Annotated in this window: 12 protein-coding genes; 4 read left to right on the top strand and 8 right to left on the bottom strand. The window is 64.0% G+C overall.

Features of this window, described 5'->3' with window-relative positions; translation table 11 throughout:
- Positions 1 to 32 precede the first annotated feature (32 nt).
- From NLY33_RS28260 to NLY33_RS28245, 4 genes are all read left to right on the top strand, one after another.
- Positions 33 to 638, top strand: coding sequence for a TetR/AcrR family transcriptional regulator (locus NLY33_RS28260; RefSeq protein WP_023668564.1), 606 nt, complete (start codon positions 33 to 35; stop codon positions 636 to 638).
- A 58-nt stretch (positions 639 to 696) separates the two neighbouring features.
- Positions 697 to 1,836, top strand: a complete 1,140-nt coding sequence (locus NLY33_RS28255; protein WP_023692166.1) for an efflux RND transporter periplasmic adaptor subunit — start codon at positions 697 to 699, stop codon at positions 1,834 to 1,836.
- A gap of 248 nt (positions 1,837 to 2,084) precedes the next feature.
- On the top strand, positions 2,085 to 5,222 hold the full coding sequence (locus tag NLY33_RS28250) for an efflux RND transporter permease subunit (protein WP_023704835.1): 3,138 nt from the start codon (positions 2,085 to 2,087) through the stop codon (positions 5,220 to 5,222).
- A 275-nt stretch (positions 5,223 to 5,497) separates the two neighbouring features.
- Positions 5,498 to 6,853 (top strand): LLM class flavin-dependent oxidoreductase, encoded by a 1,356-nt coding sequence (locus NLY33_RS28245; RefSeq protein WP_023704836.1) that lies wholly within the window; start codon positions 5,498 to 5,500, stop codon positions 6,851 to 6,853.
- A gap of 62 nt (positions 6,854 to 6,915) precedes the next feature.
- Here NLY33_RS28245 and NLY33_RS28240 read toward each other — a convergent pair whose 3' ends face one another.
- From NLY33_RS28240 to NLY33_RS28205, 8 genes are all read right to left on the bottom strand, one after another.
- Complete coding sequence (locus NLY33_RS28240; RefSeq protein WP_023684441.1) at positions 6,916 to 8,625, bottom strand: trimethylamine N-oxide permease; 1,710 nt, start codon at positions 8,623 to 8,625, stop codon at positions 6,916 to 6,918.
- A 306-nt stretch (positions 8,626 to 8,931) separates the two neighbouring features.
- Positions 8,932 to 11,301, bottom strand: a complete 2,370-nt coding sequence (locus NLY33_RS28235; protein WP_023704837.1) for a trimethylamine N-oxide demethylase — start codon at positions 11,299 to 11,301, stop codon at positions 8,932 to 8,934.
- Between the two features lie 255 nt (positions 11,302 to 11,556).
- Positions 11,557 to 12,183, bottom strand: a complete 627-nt coding sequence (locus NLY33_RS28230; RefSeq protein WP_023687059.1) for a sarcosine oxidase subunit gamma — start codon at positions 12,181 to 12,183, stop codon at positions 11,557 to 11,559.
- Complete coding sequence (locus NLY33_RS28225; RefSeq protein ID WP_023704838.1) at positions 12,176 to 15,157, bottom strand: sarcosine oxidase subunit alpha; 2,982 nt, start codon at positions 15,155 to 15,157, stop codon at positions 12,176 to 12,178. The genes NLY33_RS28230 and NLY33_RS28225 overlap by 8 nt, the downstream gene beginning before the upstream one ends.
- Positions 15,158 to 15,356: 199 nt before the next feature.
- Entirely contained in the window at positions 15,357 to 15,632 is a 276-nt protein-coding gene (locus tag NLY33_RS28220) for a sarcosine oxidase subunit delta (protein ID WP_023704839.1), read from the bottom strand.
- Between the two features lie 15 nt (positions 15,633 to 15,647).
- Positions 15,648 to 16,901 (bottom strand): sarcosine oxidase subunit beta family protein, encoded by a 1,254-nt coding sequence (locus NLY33_RS28215; protein ID WP_023668554.1) that lies wholly within the window; start codon positions 16,899 to 16,901, stop codon positions 15,648 to 15,650.
- A gap of 36 nt (positions 16,902 to 16,937) precedes the next feature.
- On the bottom strand, positions 16,938 to 18,245 hold the full coding sequence (glnT, locus tag NLY33_RS28210; protein WP_023668553.1) for a type III glutamate--ammonia ligase: 1,308 nt from the start codon (positions 18,243 to 18,245) through the stop codon (positions 16,938 to 16,940).
- Between the two features lie 30 nt (positions 18,246 to 18,275).
- The gene (locus NLY33_RS28205) at positions 18,276 to 19,604 is read right to left on the bottom strand and encodes an FMN-binding glutamate synthase family protein (protein ID WP_023687061.1); all 1,329 of its coding nucleotides are present in this window, start codon (positions 19,602 to 19,604) and stop codon (positions 18,276 to 18,278) included.
- Between the last annotated feature and the right edge of the window lies 1 nt (position 19,605).

Below are 19,605 nucleotides of genomic sequence, written 5' to 3'. Positions count from 1 at the left end.
GAAATTCGTCACTCATAAATCGACAGAGAGCCATGTCCGAAGCCGCCAGCATAATGGCCGACTCCACCCGCCAGGAGAATGTCACCCGCATTCTCGACTGTGCCGAACGCCTGTTCCGGCACTATGGTTACGGCAAGACCAATGTCGCCGACATCGCCCGCGAACTCGGCATGTCGCCGGCCAATATCTACCGTTTCTTCGCATCCAAGGTCGAAATCCACCAGGCCGTCTGCGGCCGCATGCTCCTCGCCAGCTACAACATGGCCTACGAGATTTCCCGGTTGCCGATCAGCGCCGAGGAGCGGCTGCGCCGCTACGTGCATGCGCAGTACAAGATGACGCTGGAAGTCATGCTCGACGACCAGAAGGTCCACGAAATGGTCATCGTCGCGCTCGAGCGCGACTGGGGCGTCATCGACAAGCATATCGACAGCATTCACGACCTGTTTGCCGAGGTCATCCGCGAGGGCATCGAGGCCGGCGAGTTTGCCGACCAGGATCCGGTCATCGCATCGCGCTGCTTCGGCGCCGCCACCGTCATTCTGTGCCACCCGCAAATGGTGGCGCAGTGCCTTGCCAAGACCAATCGGGCGATGCCCGACGATCTCATCGATTACGCGATCAAGGCTCTGAAGTAATAGCCGCCGCCCGCCGGGCGCCGGTGTCGACCGTTCATCTCCAGTCGGGAGTACGAAAGTGTCTTTGTCCAGTTCCATCATCCGCAAGCTGCCGGTCGCCGGCCTGATCGTCGCCACGCTCGGGCTCGCCGCCTGCAGCCAGGAGAAGACCGAGGTCCAGGACATCATCCGTCCGGTCAAGGTGGTCGAGATCGGCCAGGCCGAAAAGAGTCGCGAACTCACCTATTCCGGCTCGGTGCGAGCCCGTACCGAAATGAACCTCGGCTTTCGCATCTCGGGCAAGGTCACTGAGCGTCTGGTCGACATCGGCCAGCATGTGACGACAGGCGATGTGCTAGCCCGTATCGATCCCACGGACTATGAGTTGTCGGTCAAGAGCGCCAAGGCCAGCCTCGACGCCGCCGAGCGGCAGGTCGAGACGGTCGATCTGTCCCGCAAGCGCGCCGAACAGCTTTTTGCCAAGAACTTCACCTCCAAGTCGCAGCTCGAACAGGCGACGCTGAGCTACAACCAGGCGGTAGCGACGCGCGATGCCGCCCGCTCTACCCTTGCCCAGGCGCAGAACCAGGTCGTCTACACCGATCTCAAGGCGAGCGAGAACGGCATCGTCACGGCGGTCTCGGCCGATGTCGGCCAGGTGGTCGGCGCCGGAACGCCTGTGATGACCGTTGCCGTCGACGGCGAAAAGGAAGTGCTGATCGCGGTTCCCGAAATGGACATCGCCGCCTTCAAGCCGGGAAAGGACGTCAAGGCCAGCTTCTGGTCCGATGACGCGCTGGCGCTCTCCGGCAAAGTGCGTGAAGTCGCCGGCAGCGCCGACCAGCAGTCGCGCACCTTTGCCGTCCGCGTCTCGCTGCCCGACGACCCGCGCGTGCTGCTCGGCATGACCGCCAACATCGAGGCCTCGGTGGCCAAGAAGCAGGAGATGGTGTCGATCCCGCTCAGCGCGCTTGCGGAAAAGGATGGTCGCAAGATTGTCTGGACCGTCGACCGCGCCGGCGAGACGGTGCACGAGCGCCTGGTCAAGGTTGCGGAGTTCACCGCCGACGGCGTCAGCGTCGCCGACGGGCTCAAGCCGGGGGATGTCGTCGTTGCCGCCGGCACCCAGTTCATGACCGAGAATCTCAAGGTCAAGCTGACCGGCGATGCGGTCCAGGCCGCCTCTGCGGAAGGCGATGCCGCAAAGGCCCTGCGCTGACCGCAGGCATGAAGCCGGCTTGATCGTCGCTTCGGCGAAAGGGCTGGGCAAGCGAATTCAGGGTTTCCGGGCGGCGAGCGCCCGATGGTCGAGACGCCAAGATCGAGTTCCCCCGCATCGATCCGCGCGTCCCACCGCGATGAGTGTCTCTCCGCTCGGAAAGCCTCGCCGCCCGGAAGCCAGCATCGGAATATCCTAGCTGCATGCAAAGCGTATGCGCGCACGATCAACGAATTGGACTGACGCCGATGACCACCACCGACAGCACTGAAAAGCAGCCTTTCAATCTTTCGCGCTGGGCCATCGGCCATCCCTCGATCGCGCGCTTCCTGTTCGGTCTGATCATCATTGCCGGCGCGCTCGGCCTAATGCGCATGGGCCAGAAGGAAGACCCCGATTTCACTTTCCGCGTCATGGTCGTCCAGGCGATCTGGCCGGGCTCCTCGATCCAGGAGATGGAAGACCAGGTCGTCAACAAGATCGAGCGCAAGCTGCAGGAAACGCCGCACCTCGACTTCGTCCGTTCCTACACCCGCGCCGGCAGCGCCATCATCACCGTCCAGATCAAGGGCGACACCAATGCAGAGGAGGTGAAGGACGCCTTCTACCAGGTGCGCAAGAAGGTTGGCGACATCTCCGGCGACCTGCCGCAAGGCCTGCTCGGGCCCTATTTCAACGACGAGTTCGGCGACACCTTCATCACCCTGCACTCGATCGGCGGCGACGGCTACAGCTATCCGGAGCTGAAGAAATTCGCCACCCAGGCTCGCGACATGCTGCTGACGACGCCGGGCGTCGAGAAGGCCGTCATCATCGGCGACCAGCCGGAGAAGCTTTATATCGACGTCTCGTCCAAGGCCCTGGCCGAACGCGGCCTGACGCTGACCGACCTGCAGAACGCCATCAAGGGCCAGAACAATGTCGATCCGGCGGGCTCCGTCGACACCGGCCTGCGCTCGGTGCGCATCTCGGTCGAGGGCGATGTCACCAGGGCTGCCGACATCAGGGAATTGCGCCTGCGCGCCGGTGGTCAGGTGACACGTCTTGGCGACATCGCCACCGTGAGTTCCGGTCTCGAAGATCCCTATCAGCGCAAGTACCGCTTCAACGGCCACGAAAGCGTCCAGGTCGGCGTCGTCATGGCCAAGGGTTTTAACGTCAGGGACGTCGGCACGGATGTCGAGGCGACCTACAAGCGCTTTGAGGAAGCGCTGCCCTACGGCGTTGCGGTTGACCAGATCTCCAACCAGCCCGAGGTTGTCAAGGACGCCGTCAACGAGTTCATGGAGGCGCTCGGCGAGGCGCTGCTGATCGTGCTTGCTGTCTCGCTGCTGTCGATCGGCTGGCGTTCCGGCCTGGTCATCGCCATTGCCATTCCGCTGGTGCTGGCCGCCACCTTCGCCATCATGTACGAGCTCGGCATCGATCTGCAGCGCATTTCGCTCGGCGCCCTGATCATCGCGCTCGGGCTGTTGGTCGACGACGCCATGATCGTCGTCGAGATGATGGAGCGCAAGCTGGAGGAGGGGCTGGTCAAGATCGAGGCGGCGAGCTTCGCCTATTCCTCGACCGCCTTCCCGATGCTGAGCGGCACGCTGATCACTATCGCCGGCTTCATCCCGGTTGGCTTCGCCGCCTCGACCGCAGGCGAATATGTGCGCACGCTGTTCTATGTCGTCGGCATCGCGCTCGTCGTGTCGTGGTTCGTCGCCGTCTATTTCACGCCGTGGCTGGGCTACATGATCCTCAAGCAGCGCAAGCATGCCGGCAACCATCATGACGCCTTCGACACCGGCTTCTACCGGCGGCTGCGCGCCACGGTCGGCTGGGCGGTGCGCCACCGCATCATCGTTCTGGTGATGACGCTGGTCACCTTCGCCACCAGCCTGTGGGCGTTCCAGTTCATCCCACAAAACTTCTTCCCGCAATCCTCGCGGCCGGAAATCCTCGTCGATCTCTGGTTGCCTGAGGGAACCTCGATCAAGGAAGTCGAGACGCAGGCCAAGGCGCTGGAAGCCCGGATGATGGACAACAAGGACAAGCGCTTCATCGCCACCTATATCGGCGAAGGCGCGCCGCGCTTCTTCCTGCCGCTCGACCAGCAATTGCGCAATCCGAACTATGCGCAGCTTCTGGTGATGGCCAATGACGAGCCGGCGCGTGAGCGGCTGATCCTCAAGCTGCGCTCAGTCCTGGCGCAGGATTTCCCTTCGATCCGCTCCAAGGTCGACCGTCTGTTCCTCGGCCCGCCGACCGGCTGGCCGGTGCAGATGCGCATCATGGGTCCGGACCGCCAGGAGGTGCGCCGCATCGCCGACCAGGTGAAGGCGAAATTCGCCGAAAATCCGCTGCTCGGCGCCCTCCATGACGACTGGCTGGAGCCGGTACCGGCGATGAAGCTGGTCATCGACCAGGACCGCGCCCGTGCGCTTGGCGTCACCTCGCAGCGCATCCGCCAGATGCTGCAGGCAGCGATGTCCGGCGCGCCGCTCGATGACTTCCGTGATGGCGAGGAGACGGTTTCCATCGTCGCCCGCGAACCGGACGCCAGCCGCAGCCTGCTGTCCTCGGTCGACTCGGTCTATATCCCGACCGATTTCGGCGGCTTCGTGCCGCTGTCGCAGGTGGCCAAGGTGGTGCCGGTGCTCGAGCAGGGCGTCGAATGGCGGCGCGACCGCCTGCCGACCATCTCGGTGCGCGCCACGCTGCCGGATGGCGTGCAGTCGAACGACGTCGTCACCAAGCTCTACAATGACATGCAGGGCATGCGCGCCGGCCTGGCGCCCGGCTACAAGATCGAGATCCAGGGCGGTGCGGAAGATTCCGCCGAAAGCCAGGCCTCGATTGCCGCCAAGGCGCCGATCATGCTGGCCGTCATCGTCGTGCTCCTGATGATCCAGCTGCAGCATTTCGGCAAGGCGATGCTCGTGCTGGCCACCGGTCCGCTCGGCATCATCGGTGCGGCGGCGGCTCTGTTGATCAGCGGCGCGCCGTTCGGCTTCGTCGCCATCCTTGGTGTCATCGCGCTGCTCGGAATCATCATGCGCAACTCGATCATCCTGGTCGACCAGATCGATCAGGACATCGCCAGGGGGATGGACCGATCGGAGGCCATCATCGGCTCGGCCGTGCGCCGTTTCCGGCCGATCGTGCTGACGGCGATGACGGCGGTGCTGGCGCTGATCCCGATCTCGCGTGCGGTGTTCTGGGGACCGCTCGCCTACGCCATGATGGGCGGCATCCTCGTCGCCACCGTACTCACCATCCTGGTGCTGCCGGCAGGCTACGCGCTGTTCTTCGGCCGCGAGCCGAAGAAAGGCAGGAAGCCGGCTGATGAGGCCGTGCAGGACAATGACAGGCCGCCACTGGCGCTGGCCGCCGAGTAGGCGCTGCTGGGGCACAGGATCTTCCTTGGAAAATGCTGGAACGCCGTACGCTTGACGTGCGGCGTTCTGGCTTTCTCCTTGCCGGTGGCACCGAGCACCCAGGCAAGTATCTCAACACCAGGCGGGTTCATCAAAATAGGTTGAACGGCCACCTGTATGAAAATGCTTCGCGGCGCCGGTTTTGCAAAACAGAATTCCTTCCCAGGACGGCAAAGCCGTCCGATCCTGCTTACATATCGGAGCGGCAACCCTCGTTCGCATCAGGTGATCATCCCATGGTAGACAATAAGCAATTGCGGCTCGGCGCCTTCATGCGTCCGGTCAGTCTTCACACCGGGGCCTGGCGCTATCCCGGCTCATATCCCGATGCCAACTTCAACTTCGCCCATCTGAAGCGCTTTGCGCAGACGCTTGAGGCGGCGAAGTTCGACGCCTTCTTCATGGCCGACCATCTGGCCGTTCTCAACATGCCGATCGAGGCGCTACGGCGCAGCCACACGGTGACCTCGTTCGAGCCGTTCACGCTGCTGTCGGCGCTCGCCGCCGTCACTGATCATATCGGCCTTGTCGCCACCGCATCGACGACCTTCGACGCGCCCTATCACATTGCCCGTCGCTTCGCCTCGCTCGACCATATCAGCGGCGGCCGCGCCGGCTGGAACATCGTCACCACATCCAATCCCGACGCCGCGCTGAACTTCGGCCTCGACGAGCATGTCGAGCACGACGAGCGCTATCACAATGCGCGGGAATTCTACGATGTGGTGACCGGCCTCTGGGACAGCTTTGCCGACGACGCCTTCATCCGCGACGCCGAGAGCGGGCTCTATTTCGATCCCGCGAAGCTGCATGTGCTCGACCATAAGGGCGAGCATCTCTCGGTGCGCGGCCCGCTCAACATTGCGCGGCCGGTGCAGGGCTGGCCGGTCATCGTCCAGGCCGGCGCATCTGAGGCCGGGCGGCAGCTGGCAGCCGAAACGGCGGAGGTGATCTTCGCCGCCCATTCCGATCTGGCGTCCGGGCAGCGCTTCTTTGCCGATGTCAAAAGCCGGGCCGAGAAGCTCGGCCGTTCGCGCGACGACATCAAGATCCTGCCCGGCGCCTTCGTCATCGTCGGCGACAGCGTCGAGGAAGCACAGGCCAAACGCGCCAAGCTCGACAGCCTGGTCTATTACGAGAGCGGCATTGCCTCGCTGTCGATCGCGCTGGGGCACGACGCATCCGGCTTCGATCCCGACGCGCCCTTGCCCGAAATCCCCGAGACCAATGCCTCCAAGAGCGGCCGTGAGCGCGTCATCGAGCTGGCGCGCCGAGAGACTTTGACCGTCCGCCAGCTGGCGCAGCGGCTCGGCGGCTATTCCGGCCTTGCTTTCGTCGGCACGCCGAAAACCATCGCCGATTCGATGGAGGAATGGCTGTTTGCCGAAGGGTCAGACGGCTTCAACGTCATGTTCCCCTATCTGCCAGCCGGGCTCGACGACTTCGCCGAGAAGGTGGTGCCCGAGCTGCAGCGGCGAAAGCTCTTCCGGCGCGAGTATGAGGGCACCACCTTGCGCGAGAATCTCGGCCTGAAGCGGCCGCCGAACCGGTTCTTCGAAGGCTCCGAAGGGGCCATTCGCAAGGCCGGCTGACGTCCTGCCATAAAAAGAAACAGGCGCGCCGAAGCGCGCCCATTCTTTTCAAGCCATCACTTTCAGATGACGAAGTACCAGTTGGCGAGCAGCATCACCACCACGCCGGCGACCAGCGTCAGGTAGGGCAGCATGCCTGCCTTTTTGACCGAGAGGTCTGCGCCCGCCATGCCGAGGTCGGCCAGCATGTGGTCGGGGAACTTGCCCTTGTCCTGGACGTAGTGCCGGTAGCAGAACACCGGGATGATCAAGGCGGCTGTGATCAGGCCGGCCCAGAGCGCCATCGGGTTCCACACCTTGGCGCCGGCGCCCATGAAGATGGCGTTTACATAGGCGAAGATGGCGCCGAGGCCGAGCAGCCAGCTCGGCGCCTTCCAAGGCCGGTTGATGTGGCCGTTGTCGATGCGGTGGATCCAGCCGGCATTGAGGTTGAGGAAGTTGAAGATGATGTAGCCGCAGTTCGACACGGCGAGGATGAAGAAGAAGCTCGTCGCGTCGGCCGAGGCGATGGCCAGCACGATCAGGTTGAAGACGAGATCGGTCCACATGGCGCGCGTCGGCGCGCCATGCTCGTTGACGTGGCTGAGATAGCGCGGCAGCCAGCCATCGACCGAGCCCTGGTAGAGCGTGCGCGACGAGCCGGCCATTGCCGTCATGATGCACAGCACCAGCGCCAGGATCATCAGCATCACCAAGAGGCTGTGGATCAATGCGCCACCCCCGACCATGCCGGCCAGTGCATCGGCGACACCCGAGCCGTCGACGATCGGCGTCGCCAGCATGCCGTTGAGGCCCAGCACGCCCTGGAAGGTGAAGGGCACCAGGATGAACAGAAGCATGCAGAGCAGGCCGGAATAGAAAATCGCCTTGAACGTGTCGGTGCCCGGGTTCTTGAACTCCGATGTGTAGCAGACGGCGGTCTCAAAACCATAGGTCGACCATGCGGCGATGAACATGCCGCCCAGCACCAGCGTCCAGCCGGCAATGTTCCACGAGCCGGGCTCCGGCGCGTAAGCCGCCGCCAGCGGCACCAGCGGCGAAAAGTTCGCCCAGTTGATCTGGCCGGTGACGATCGGCACGACACCGACGATCAGCATCGGGATGATGACCAGGAGGCCGATATACTTCTGCACATTGGCGGTGCCGAGAATGCCGCGATGCTGGATCGAGAAGATGATCAGCATCAGCACCGCGCCGATGAAGAAAGTGGCATTGAGGGTGAAGGAGACAGGACCTAGCGTGTGGCTGAACAGCGTCCAGTTGCGGATCGCCGGCGTGGCCGCCGCGGTCACCGCGGCGATGGCGTCGGCAGGCACCGTTCCGGCATGCGCCGCGATATAGGCGACGACGTCCGGCGACGCCTCGGTGAACAGCGGCACCGGCGCCAGCGCGTTGAGAATATAGGCGGCGGCGATCGAGCAGCCCAGCGACAGCACCGGCGACCAGGCGAACCAGTTGCACCACACCGACAGCGGCGCGATGAACTTGGAATAACGCAGCCAGGCGGTGGCGCCGTAGATCGAGGCGCCGCCCGACTTGTTCGGGAACAGGCCGGCGATCTCGGCATAGGTGAAGGATTGCAGGAAGCCCATGATCATGGAAGCGATCCAGATCCCGAAGGCCAGCGTTCCCGTCGTTCCGGCAATGCCGCCGATCGAAAACAGGACAAGGGCAGGAACGCCGCTCGCCACCCAGAAGGCGCCGCGCCAGTCGATGTTGCGGAGCAGCTTGCCTTCAGCGGGCTGCTCCAGGGCAGTGGTAATCGTGCTCATCTGTCTGAATTCCCCATTTTGTGTTCCCGGCCGGTGATGCCTCGGCTTCGCGAAGCTTGTTCCCCGGTACATGACCGCACGACTCCAGTGTTTCCACTCAGTCGTATTTTTTTCTTAACAGTGAAGATTGATCCGGCGCGCTTTCACGTCAAGTGATTTGTGGCGTCGTGCACATCACGGTTGCGAAACGCTCGCTTTGTCCTTCTCCCCTTGTGGGGTGAGAAGCGGTCCGCGGTAGCGGACGGAAAGCCAATTGCTTTCGAGCTTCGAACGCCCTGAGCCTGCGAAGGGCCGGGGGTGCAACCCTCAGGATCGCGGCCTGGTCTTTTGCGGATCATAGTGGGCGAAGGCCACGACGCGCGCCGGCAGCCGCTTGGCATGACCGTCGAGCTTGCCGATCTCCACCTCTGTGCCGATTGCCGCGTGGGTGACGTCAAGCCTCGCCAGAGCGATGTTTTTGTTCAGCACCGGCGAGCGAATGCCCGAGGTGACGACACCGATCTGGGCGCGGCCGATATGGACGCAATCCCCATGGCCGACGGCGACATTGCTGTCGATGTCAAGGCCAACGAGCTTGTGCTGCGGATGTTCCTTGCGCCTTATCAGAGCCTCGCGGCCGATGAAATCGTCGGTCTTGGCCTTCAACGGTACGGTGAAGCCAATGCCCGCCTCGAACGGGTCGGTCTGGTCGGAGAATTCGTAACCGGCGAAGATCAGCCCGGCTTCGATGCGCACCATGTCGAGTGCCTGCAGGCCCATCGGCTTCAGCCCGTGCGGCTGGCCGGCCTCCCAGATGGCATCGAACACTTTTTCGGCGTCGCGTGGGTGGCACCAGATTTCGTAGCCGAGCTCGCCGGTATAACCGGTGCGCGACACCACGACCGGAATGCCATTGCCGCCGCCGATGCGCGCGACAGCGAAGCGGAACCATTCGAGTTCGTCGATCGACGGTTGCAGCGGCGAGGTCCAGACCACCTCTCGCAAAATGTCACGGCTCTTCGGCCCTTGGACAGCGACATTGTGCATCTGATCGGTGGAGGAACGCACCAGCACGTTGAGGCCAAGCTTTTTCGCGGTGTCGCGCAGCCATTCGCCGGACAGGTCGTCGCCGCCGACCCAACGGAAATTGTCCTTGCCGAGCCGCAGCAGCGTGCCGTCGTCGATCATGCCGCCATGCTCGTAGCACATGGCGGAATAGACGACCTGGCCGACGCCGAGCTTCTTGACGTCGCGGGTCAGCGTGTATTGCAGCAGCGCCTCGGAATCCGGGCCGGTGACCTCGAACTTGCGCAACGGCGACAGGTCCATGATCACGGCATCCTGCCGGCAGGCCCAGTATTCGGCGATGGCGCCTTCCTTGGCGAAGGAATTGGCCAGCCAATAACCCCGGTATTCCACGAAGTTGCGGGTGTGCTTGGCGAAGCTTGAATGGAAGGCGGTCTCGCGGGTCATTTTCGGTTCCGAATCGGGCGTCATGCGTCTGGCGATCGCTCGCGAGAATTTGTGTTGGCCGGAATAGGTTCGCACATGGATGTCGGTCGGGTTCCAGCCATTGGCCGGTGTCGTGTCGTCGGGACAGGCGGAGGAGACGCAGACGATGTCGGTGAGCGCCCTGAGCAGGACATAGTCGCCGGCGCGCGACCACGGCTCATCCGACACCATGACGCCATGGGCGTCGATCGCCGTGTTGAAGAAGAAGTTGATCGCCATCCAGCCGGCACGTGGGGTGACACCCTTGTCGGCCAGCGCGCGGTTGAAATTCTCCGAGCAGTTGGTGTGGCCGGGATAGCCGATGTCGTCGTAATATTTGGCGGCACACGCCAGCGCGAACGCGTCATGCCGGCCGCATGTGTCCTGGATAACCTCGACCAACGGCTCCATGTCCTGGTCGTAATATTTCGAGTGAAGGCCGGGCATCGGGTAGCTCGACCCCATCAGCGTGCGCGTGGTCGTTACGTCGAGCGGATGGTCCAGCCCCTTGTCCAGCTTGCGCGCCGAGAAGCACTGGAAATCGGTGCACTGGCGGCCGTCGACATCGATGATCTGCAGGTAGTCGCCCGCCTTGACGAAATAGGGTTCGGCTGTCGCCGAATGGACGCGCAGATCGAGCACCGGATCGGCAAGCGGATCGGCCAGCTGCGACTTTGTCTTCAGGCGCACGGTGGCGCGGCGCACCATGACGGTGAGCGGCGTTGCCGTGTCGTGGCCGTCGACCAGCATCGGCCCGCTAGGCGCTGCAATCAGCAAGCCGCCATCGCGCGCGACGGTGAAGGCCTGCTCGGTGCCTGCCGGCGTGGCGCCGCCGAAGACGCGCACCGCCTTGGCCTGGTCAAGCTGCACCTGGCGGCGCTCGAGTCCGCGGCGCACGGAAGCGAGGCTATCGTCGCCCTCGGCCAATAGCGCCTTGATCCCGGCGGCATTGCTATTGGACTTTTCGCCGAAGATGGCGGGGTCGGTGGCGCCTGACTTGTCCCAGGCCAAAAGCTCGCAGGCCTGGCCGCCCTCGACATTGCGGATGGCAAATGTATCGCCGGCCTCGATATCGATCAGCACCGCGCCGTTACCGGGGGCCGCATACCGCTCCATGCCCGGCGGCAGCGCGATCTGGCCGGGCCGCAGGATGAGGCTTGGCCGGGGCGGCCCGGCTGTCACTGAAGGGTAGGGCGACTGGCTCATCTCAGCCTTGCGGTTCGAGAAACAAGTTTGCCTGTGTGTAAAATTACTTTAGCTGCAAGAATAGCAGCGCAGTTGCGTTTGGCAAGGCTGGCTCCCCCTTCTCCCTCTGTGGGAGAAGGTGTCGCCGCAGGCGACGGATGAGGGGTGTTCCAGCGGTGAGACGTTGGCGTACCCTGGAACACCCCTCATCCGTCTCGGCACTAACGCGCCGATCTTCCTTCTCCCACAAGGGGAGAAGGAAGAAGCGCACAAGCGCTACGCCAAATCCTCGGAATGCCCGATCTCGACACCATACTCCGCCGCCGAATCCAGCATCGTGTGCCACAGACTTTCAGCAAATGTCGCAAACATCAGCACGTTGAACACCGCCTGCCCATCCGGCCGGTCATTCCCGCGCCAGAGCGTGACGCTGGTGTGATCCATCGAGGTCGCGGCAGCCGCCCCAACCAGAAATGCATCGGGATGCAGATCGATCGACGACAGCTTGCCCAGCATCGCCCGCGCCTTGGTACCGGAGATACTGATCAGCACTCGCGCATGCGACTGGTCCGATAGCGAAGCGGAAGACGCGAACGTCTGGGCGAGTGCTTCAGTCCCATGCTTGCCGCCCTTCAACAGCACGAAGAACTGGTCCGGTCCCGACCAGATCAGCGTCGCATCCGAAGTCTGCACCGCCTTGGGTGTCTCAGGAGCCGCAACACCGAAGCTTGCCTTCGCAGCGTTGGCCAAATCTCCCGCCTTGCCGCGCCGCGCCATCACCTGGATCAGGTCGAAATTGCGGATTTCGGTCAGCAACACGCCGACATTGCCGTTCGCGCCGTAAGGCCCGACAACAAGTGCCCGCTCGAGCGGGCTACGAACATCCCAGGAAAAATCAGCCACGCTGGCGCCCTCCATCGGGATCGTAGAAGACGGGATTGCAGAGCTCGACATCATAGTCTTCACCGCGCAGCGGATCATGCGCGTGGACGATCTCGCCGATGCGTTCGCGGCCGCGCTCGACAAGGCCGAGACCGATCCACTGGTCGAGCGTCGGCGAGAAGCAGACCGAGGTGACGTAGCCTTGGTCGTTATCAGGCCCGGGCGTCTGGCCCTTCGGGATGATGTGCGCGCCGGAGCGCAGGCGGCGCGCCTTGTCGATCGGCTTGATGCCGACCACGACCTGCCGGTCCGGCGCCACCAGCGCCTCGCGGCCGGCCATGACGCGACCGATGAAATCCTTCTTGGTCGACATCATCTTGCCGAGGCCGAGATCGGCGGCGGTCGTCATGCCGCTCAGTTCCGGTCCGGCGACATGGCCCTTTTCAACGCGCATGACGCCGAGGGCTTCTGTGCCATACGGCGTCACGCCGAACGGTTTTCCCGCCAGCATCAAATTGCGTGCCATCGCTTCACCGTAACGCGCCGGCACCGAAATCTCGAACGCCATCTCGCCGGAGAAGGAGATGCGGAACAGCCGCGCCTTGATGCCGCCGCGCAAAGCGACTTCGCGCACGCCCATGAAGGGAAAACCTTCGTTCGAAAGGTCCTCGGCAGGGTCGACGATTTCCTTCAACAGGTCTCGCGTCCTTGGCCCGGCAATCGAGAACTGCGCCCACTGGTCGGAGACCGAGGTCAGTTGCACGTCGAGTTCGGGGAATAGCACCTGCCGGCAGAATTCGAGATGCTGCATCACCAGCCCGGCCTTCGCCGTGGTCGTGGTGAGGAAATAATGGTCCTCGGCCAGCCGCGAGGTCGTGCCGTCATCATAGACGAGGCCGTCCTCGCGCAGCATCAGCCCGTAGCGGGCTTTTCCCACGGCAAGGTTTGAGAAGGTGTTGATGTAGACGCGGTCGAGGAAGGCGCCGGCATCGGGGCCGTGCACATCGATCTTGCCCAGCGTCGAGACATCGCAGAAGCCGACGCCCGAGCGCACCGCCTTGACCTCGCGGGTGACCGATTCCAGCCAGTCCTTCTCGCCCGCGCGCGGATACCATTGCGCGCGCTTCCACAGGCCGGTGTCGACAAAGATCGCGCCTTGTTCGGCCGCCCAGTGATGCGACGGCGTCAGCCGCGTCGCATGGAAATTTTCGTCGCGATGGTGGCCGGCAAAGGCGCCGATGGCGACCGGCACGTACGGCGGGCGATAGATGGTCGTGCCGGTCTCGGGAATGGATTTGCCCGACACCGCCGCCATGATGGCGAGGCCGGCGACATTGGACGTCTTGCCCTGGTCGGTCGCCATGCCGAGCGTGGTGTAGCGCTTCAGATGCTCGACCGATTCAAAACCCTCGCGCTGCGCCAGCTCGATGTCGGACGCGGTGACGTCATGCTGCTGGTCTACAAAGGCCTTGCCTTTGCCGGCGACGTGCCAGAGCGGGGTCAGTGAGAAGGACTCGTCGCCGGCAACAGCTGCAGAGCCCGGATTGCCATTGCGTCCCGCGTCCCGCGCCGCTGCGGCGCCGGCCTCGAAACCTGCGCGCAGGCAGGCGCCTAGCCCGAAGTCGCCGTTAGCCGCACCTGCGGCGACCATACCGGGCGGCGCGCCGTCCGGCACGAAGGCGGCGATGTCGTCTCGCCATTTCGGCCGGCCGCGATGGTAAGAGGTGAGCCCGACCGCCGGATTCCAGCCGCCGGAAACGGCAAGCCCGTCGGCCTCGACCTCGGCGCGCGCGCCGCCGGTCAGCGACACCGCTATTTTTCTTACGCCGTCCTTGCCGCCGTCGACGCCGCTGACCGAACCATGCAGCACGGTGAAGCCGTTCCTGGAGGCGAGGGAACGATGGGCAGGCGAGACGTCAGTCCGCGCATCGATCACCGCCGCGACCTGCAGTCCGGCTGTGAGCGCGGTCTCGACCGTGCGCCAGCCATCCTCATTGTTGGTGAACAGCGCAACACGCTTTGCCGGCGTCGCGGCATAACGCGCGACATAGGTCCGCATCGCCGACGCCATCATCACGCCGGGCGTATCGTTGCCGGCAAAGACGATGGGACGCTCGATCGCGCCTGCAGCCACAACACAGCGCTTGGCCACGATGCGCCACAGCCGCTGTCGCACCTGATGCTCGGGCGGAACCGGCAGATGATCGTTGACGCGTTCGATCGCGCCATAGGTGCCGCCGTCATAGACGCCGAACAGCGTCGTGCGCGTCATGATGCGAACGTCAGGCATTGAGCTGAGTTCGGCCAGTGTGCGCGACAGCCACTCCGCGGCCGGCAGACCGTCGATCGTGCCGCCATCCGACAACAGACGGCCGCCGGGCGCAAAATCTTCTTCGCACAGGATGACGCGCGCACCGCTGCGGCCTGCAGCGAGTGCGGCGGCGAGACCGGCCGGACCGGAGCCGGCGATCACCACATCGCAATGCGCCCAGGCCTTGTCGTAGTGATCCGGATCGGGGGTGACCGCCGCGCGACCCAGACCCGCGGCGCGTCGGATCGCCGGCTCGTAGACCATTTCCCAGAATTTTGCCGGCCACATGAAGGTCTTGTAGTAGAAGCCGGCGACGAAGATCGGTGCGAACAGCTGGTTCACCGACATCACATCGTGGCGCAGCGAGGGCCAGCGGTTCTGGCTTGCCGCTTCGAGGCCTTCATACAGTTCGGCCGTCGTGGCCTTGGTGTTGGCCTCGCGCCGTGCGCCGGTGCGCAGTTCGACCAGCGCGTTGGGTTCTTCCGAGCCCGCAGTCAGAATGCCGCGCGGACGATGGTATTTGAACGAGCGGCCGACCAGCTTGACGCCATTGGCGACCAGCGCCGACGCCAGCGTGTCGCCCTGGAAGCCGGAAAATGTCATGCCGTCGAAGCGGAAGGTGAGGGGGGTGGAACGGTCGATGAGACCGCCGGATGTGAGACGATGGGATTGGCTGGAACTCACGATGGCCGGCCTCTCATCGATCCAATGCCAGGCGGGACCGTCGCGCTCTTCACCCTCCCCCTTGTGGGGAGGGTCGCTGCGCAGCAGCGGGGTGGGGGTGCGGCACCGACCCCCACCCGGACCTGCGGTCCGACCTCCCCACAAGGGGGAGGTAGGGGGCTGGCGCTTTTCGCGACGGCTACGATTTCGACAGGATAGCTCATTTCGCCACCTGCCTCGCACCAGCCCCCGCCGCCGGTTCCACCGCCGAGATCTCGTGCGTCAGCGTGTTGCGGGTGACCTTCAGCCAGGCCCGGCAGCCACCGCCGTGATACCAGTTCTCAGCCATCACGCCGGCGACATTGTCGCGCAGATAGACGTAGTCGTAGACAGCATCCTCGCCGGCACCCGCCGCCGGCCGTACAGGCTTGGCATCGCCGAGATAGCTGAACTCGCCGAGTTCGCGTTCGCCGCAGAAAGGACAGGTGATACGCATCTTGTTCCGGCCGCCTCAATGCAGGTTCGGTTGGGCGCCTTGGCCCTTTTCGTCGATCATGGCGCCGCGCTGGAAGCGGTCGAGCCGAAACAGCGCCGCCTCCTTGTGCGTTTCGTCACGCGCCAGAAGATGGGCAAAGACGAAGCCCGATCCCGGCGTCGCCTTGAAGCCGCCATAGCACCAGCCGGCATTGAGGTAGAGCCCGTCGACCGGCGTCTTGTCGATGATCGGCGAGCCATCCATCGACATGTCCATGATGCCGCCCCACTGGCGCAGAAGCCGCACGCGGCCGATCATCGGGATCAGCGCCATGCCGCCCTCGCAGACATCTTCCATGACAGGCAGATTGCCGCGCTGGGCGTAGGAATTATAGCCGTCGATGTCGCCGCCGAAGACCAGCCCGCCCTTGTCGGACTGGCTGACATAGAAATGCCCGGCGCCGAAGGTCATGACGCCAGGAATGAGCGGCTTGATCGCCTCCGAGACGAAAGCTTGCAGCACATGGCTTTCGATCGGCAGGCGCATGCCCGCCATCGCTGCGACACGCGACGATGACCCGGCGACTGCCATGCCGACCTTGCCGGCGCCGATCTTGCCGCGCGACGTCTCGACGCCAGTCACCTTGCCGTTGCCGTCCCGGACAAAGCCGGTGACCTCGCAGTTCTGGATGATGTCGACGCCGAGTTCGCTCGCCGCATGGGCATAGCCCCAGACCACCGCGTCATGCCGCGCGGTGCCGCCGCGGCGCTGCAGGAGGCCGCCCTGCACGGGAAAGCGCGCATGGTCGAAATTCAGGAACGGCAGCATCTTCTTCAGCGCCGCCTGGTCGAGCAGTTCGGCATCGATGCCATTGATGCGCATGGTGTTGCCGCGCCGCGCATAAGCGTCGCGCTGCGCATCGGAATGATAGAGGTTGAGGACGCCGCGCTGGCTGACCATGGCGTTATAGTTGAGGTCCTGCTCCATCCGCTCCCAAAGCTTCATCGAAAGCTCGTAGAAGCCGGTATTGCCGGGCAGGCCGTAATTGGAACGGATGATGGTGGTGTTGCGGCCGGCATTGCCGGAGCCGATCCAGCCCTTTTCCAGCACGGCGACGTTTCTGATGCCGAACTCGCTGGCGAGGAACCAGGCGGTGGCGAGCCCATGGCCGCCGCCGCCGATGATCACCACATCGTAGTGGTCCTTGGGCGCCGCATCGCGCCAGGTGCGCTGCCAATTCTTGTGGCCGGAAAGGGCAGCACGGGCGAGCGAGAAGATCGAATATTTCATCAGGTCATTCCGAGGTCGCTCGCACAGCGGGGACGATTATATGTCCAGCGTGTGGTCGCGCTCCCATTGCGTGAAGTGCGAAGCATAGGAATTCCATTCCTGGTGCTTCAGCTTTAGATAAGCCGACGAGAATTCCTCACCCAGCGCCGCCTTGAGCGATTTGTCCTTGTCGTATTCGCGAAGCGCGTCGAGCAGATTGAGCGGCAGCTTCGGCGCGCCTTTCACCGTGTGGCCGTTCTGGTACATGTCGATGTCGTAGCGCTTGCCGGGATCGGCCTTGGAGCGGATGCCGTCGAGACCGGCGGCAATGATGACGGCCTGCAGCAGATAAGGGTTTGCGGCGCCGTCCGGCAACCGCAGCTCGAAGCGGCCGGGGCCGGGCACGCGCACCATGTGGGTGCGGTTGTTTCCGGTCCAGGTCACCGTGTTCGGAGCCCAGGTGGCGCCCGAAATGGTGCGCGGCGCGTTGATGCGTTTGTAGGAGTTCACCGTCGGGTTGGTGATGGCGGCCAGCGCCGAGGCATGTTTCATGATGCCGCCGAGGAAATTCTTGCCCTTGGCCGACAGGCCGAGCTCCATCGCATTATCGGCAAAGACGTTGACCTTGCCGGCCTTGTCCCACACCGAAATATGGGCGTGGCAGCCATTGCCGGTCAGGCCCTGGAAGGGCTTCGGCATGAAGGTCGCGCGCAGGCCGTGCTTTTCCGCTACCGACTTGACCATAAACTTGAAGAACGAGTGCTTGTCGGCGGTCGCCAGCACATCGTCGAAGGCCCAGTTCATCTCGAACTGGCCGTTGGCGTCTTCATGGTCATTCTGGTAGGGGCTCCAGCCCAGCGCCAGCATGTGGTCGCAAATCTCGGCGATGACATCGTAACGGCGCATCACCGCTTGCTGGTCGTAGCAAGGCTTCGATGCGGTGTCGTATTTGTCGGAGATGACACTGCCGTCTGGCGAGATCAGGAAGAACTCGGCCTCGACGCCGGTCTTGACATGCATGCCGTCGGTGGCGGCTTCCGCGATCAGCCGGCGCAGCGTGTTGCGCGGCGCCTGCTCGACCTCCTTGTCGTCCATGATGCAGTTGGCGGCGACCCAGGCGACATCGGGCTTCCACGGCAGCTGGATCACCGAATCCGGATCCGGCACCGCCAGCATATCAGGATGCGCCGGCGTGAGGTCGAGCCAAGTGGCGAAACCGGCGAAGCCGGCGCCGTCCTTCTGCATGTCGGCGATCGCCTGCGCCGGCACCAGCTTGGCGCGCTGGCCGCCGAACAGGTCGGTGTAGGAAATCATGAAATATTTGACGCCGTTCTCTTTGGCGAATGCGGCGAGATCGTTCCCCATTATAGTTCCTCGCTTATTTTGATGTGTTTTTTAGAAGCCGTTTTTCCCCGGTATCCAGTTGGTGCCGGCCAGCGGCACGCCAGCCATGGCGGCGGCTTCGATGGTGAGGGCTACGAGATCCTCGGGCTCGAGATTGTGCAGGCTGTTCTTGCCGCAGGCACGCGCAATGGTCTGCGCCTCCAGCGTTATCACCTTGAGGTAGTTCGCCAGCCGCCGTCCGGCGGCGATCGGATCGACCCGCTTCATCAGTTCGGGGTCCTGCGTGGTGATGCCCGCGGGGTCGCGACCCTCGTGCCAGTCGTCATAGGCGCCGGCGGTGGTGCCGAGCGCATTGTATTCGGCCTCCCAGCGCGGGTCGTTGTCGCCGAGCGCGACGAGCGCTGCCGTGCCGATCGACACCGCGTCGACGCCGAGCGCCAGCGCCTTGGCGACGTCGGCGCCATTGCGGATGCCGCCCGACACGATCAGCTGCACCTTGCGGTGCATGCCGAGATCCTGCAGCGCCTGCACCGCCGGCCTGATGCAGGCAAGCGTCGGCTGGCCGACATTTTCGATGAATACTTCCTGGGTGGCCGCCGTGCCGCCCTGCATGCCGTCGACGACGACGACATCGGCGCCGGCCTTCACCGCAAGTGCTGTGTCGTAATAGGGGCGGGCGCCGCCGACCTTGACGTAGATCGGCTTTTCCCAGTCGGTGATCTCGCGCAGCTCGAGGATCTTGATCTCGAGATCGTCCGGCCCGGTCCAGTCGGGATGGCGTGAGGCCGAGCGCTGGTCGATGCCCTTCGGCAGCGTGCGCATTTCGGCGACGCGGTCGGAAATCTTTTGTCCCAACAGCATGCCGCCGCCGCCGGGCTTGGCGCCCTGGCCGACAACGACTTCGATGGCGTCGGCACGGCGCAAATCCCTGGGGTTCATGCCGTAGCGTGACGGCAGGTACTGGTAGACCAGTTGCTTGGAATGGCCGCGCTCTTCCTCGGTCATGCCGCCGTCGCCCGTGGTGGTCGACGTGCCTGAGAGCGTAGCGCCACGGCCGAGCGCTTCCTTGGCCGGGCCGGACAGCGACCCGAAGCTCATGCCGGCAACGGTGATCGGGATTTTCAGCTCGATCGGCTTCTTGGCATAGCGCGAGCCCAGCACGACCGACGTGTCGCACCGCTCGCGATAGCCTTCCAGCGGATAGCGCGAGATCGAGGCGCCGAGGAACAAAAGGTCGTCGAAATGCGGCAGCTTGCGCTTGGCCCCGGCGCCCCTGATGTCATAGATGCCGGTCGCCGCGGCGCGGCGGATTTCGGAAAGCGTGTAGTCGTCGAAGGTCGCGGATTTGCGCGGCGTCGTCGGCGGGTTCTTGTAGGTCATG

This window comes from Mesorhizobium sp. C432A (assembly GCF_030323145.1).
In the GTDB taxonomy this organism is placed as follows: Bacteria; Pseudomonadota; Alphaproteobacteria; order Rhizobiales; family Rhizobiaceae; genus Mesorhizobium.
The sequence above is the reverse complement of the archived record's forward strand: the minus strand, read 5'-3'. Positions and strand labels throughout refer to the sequence as shown.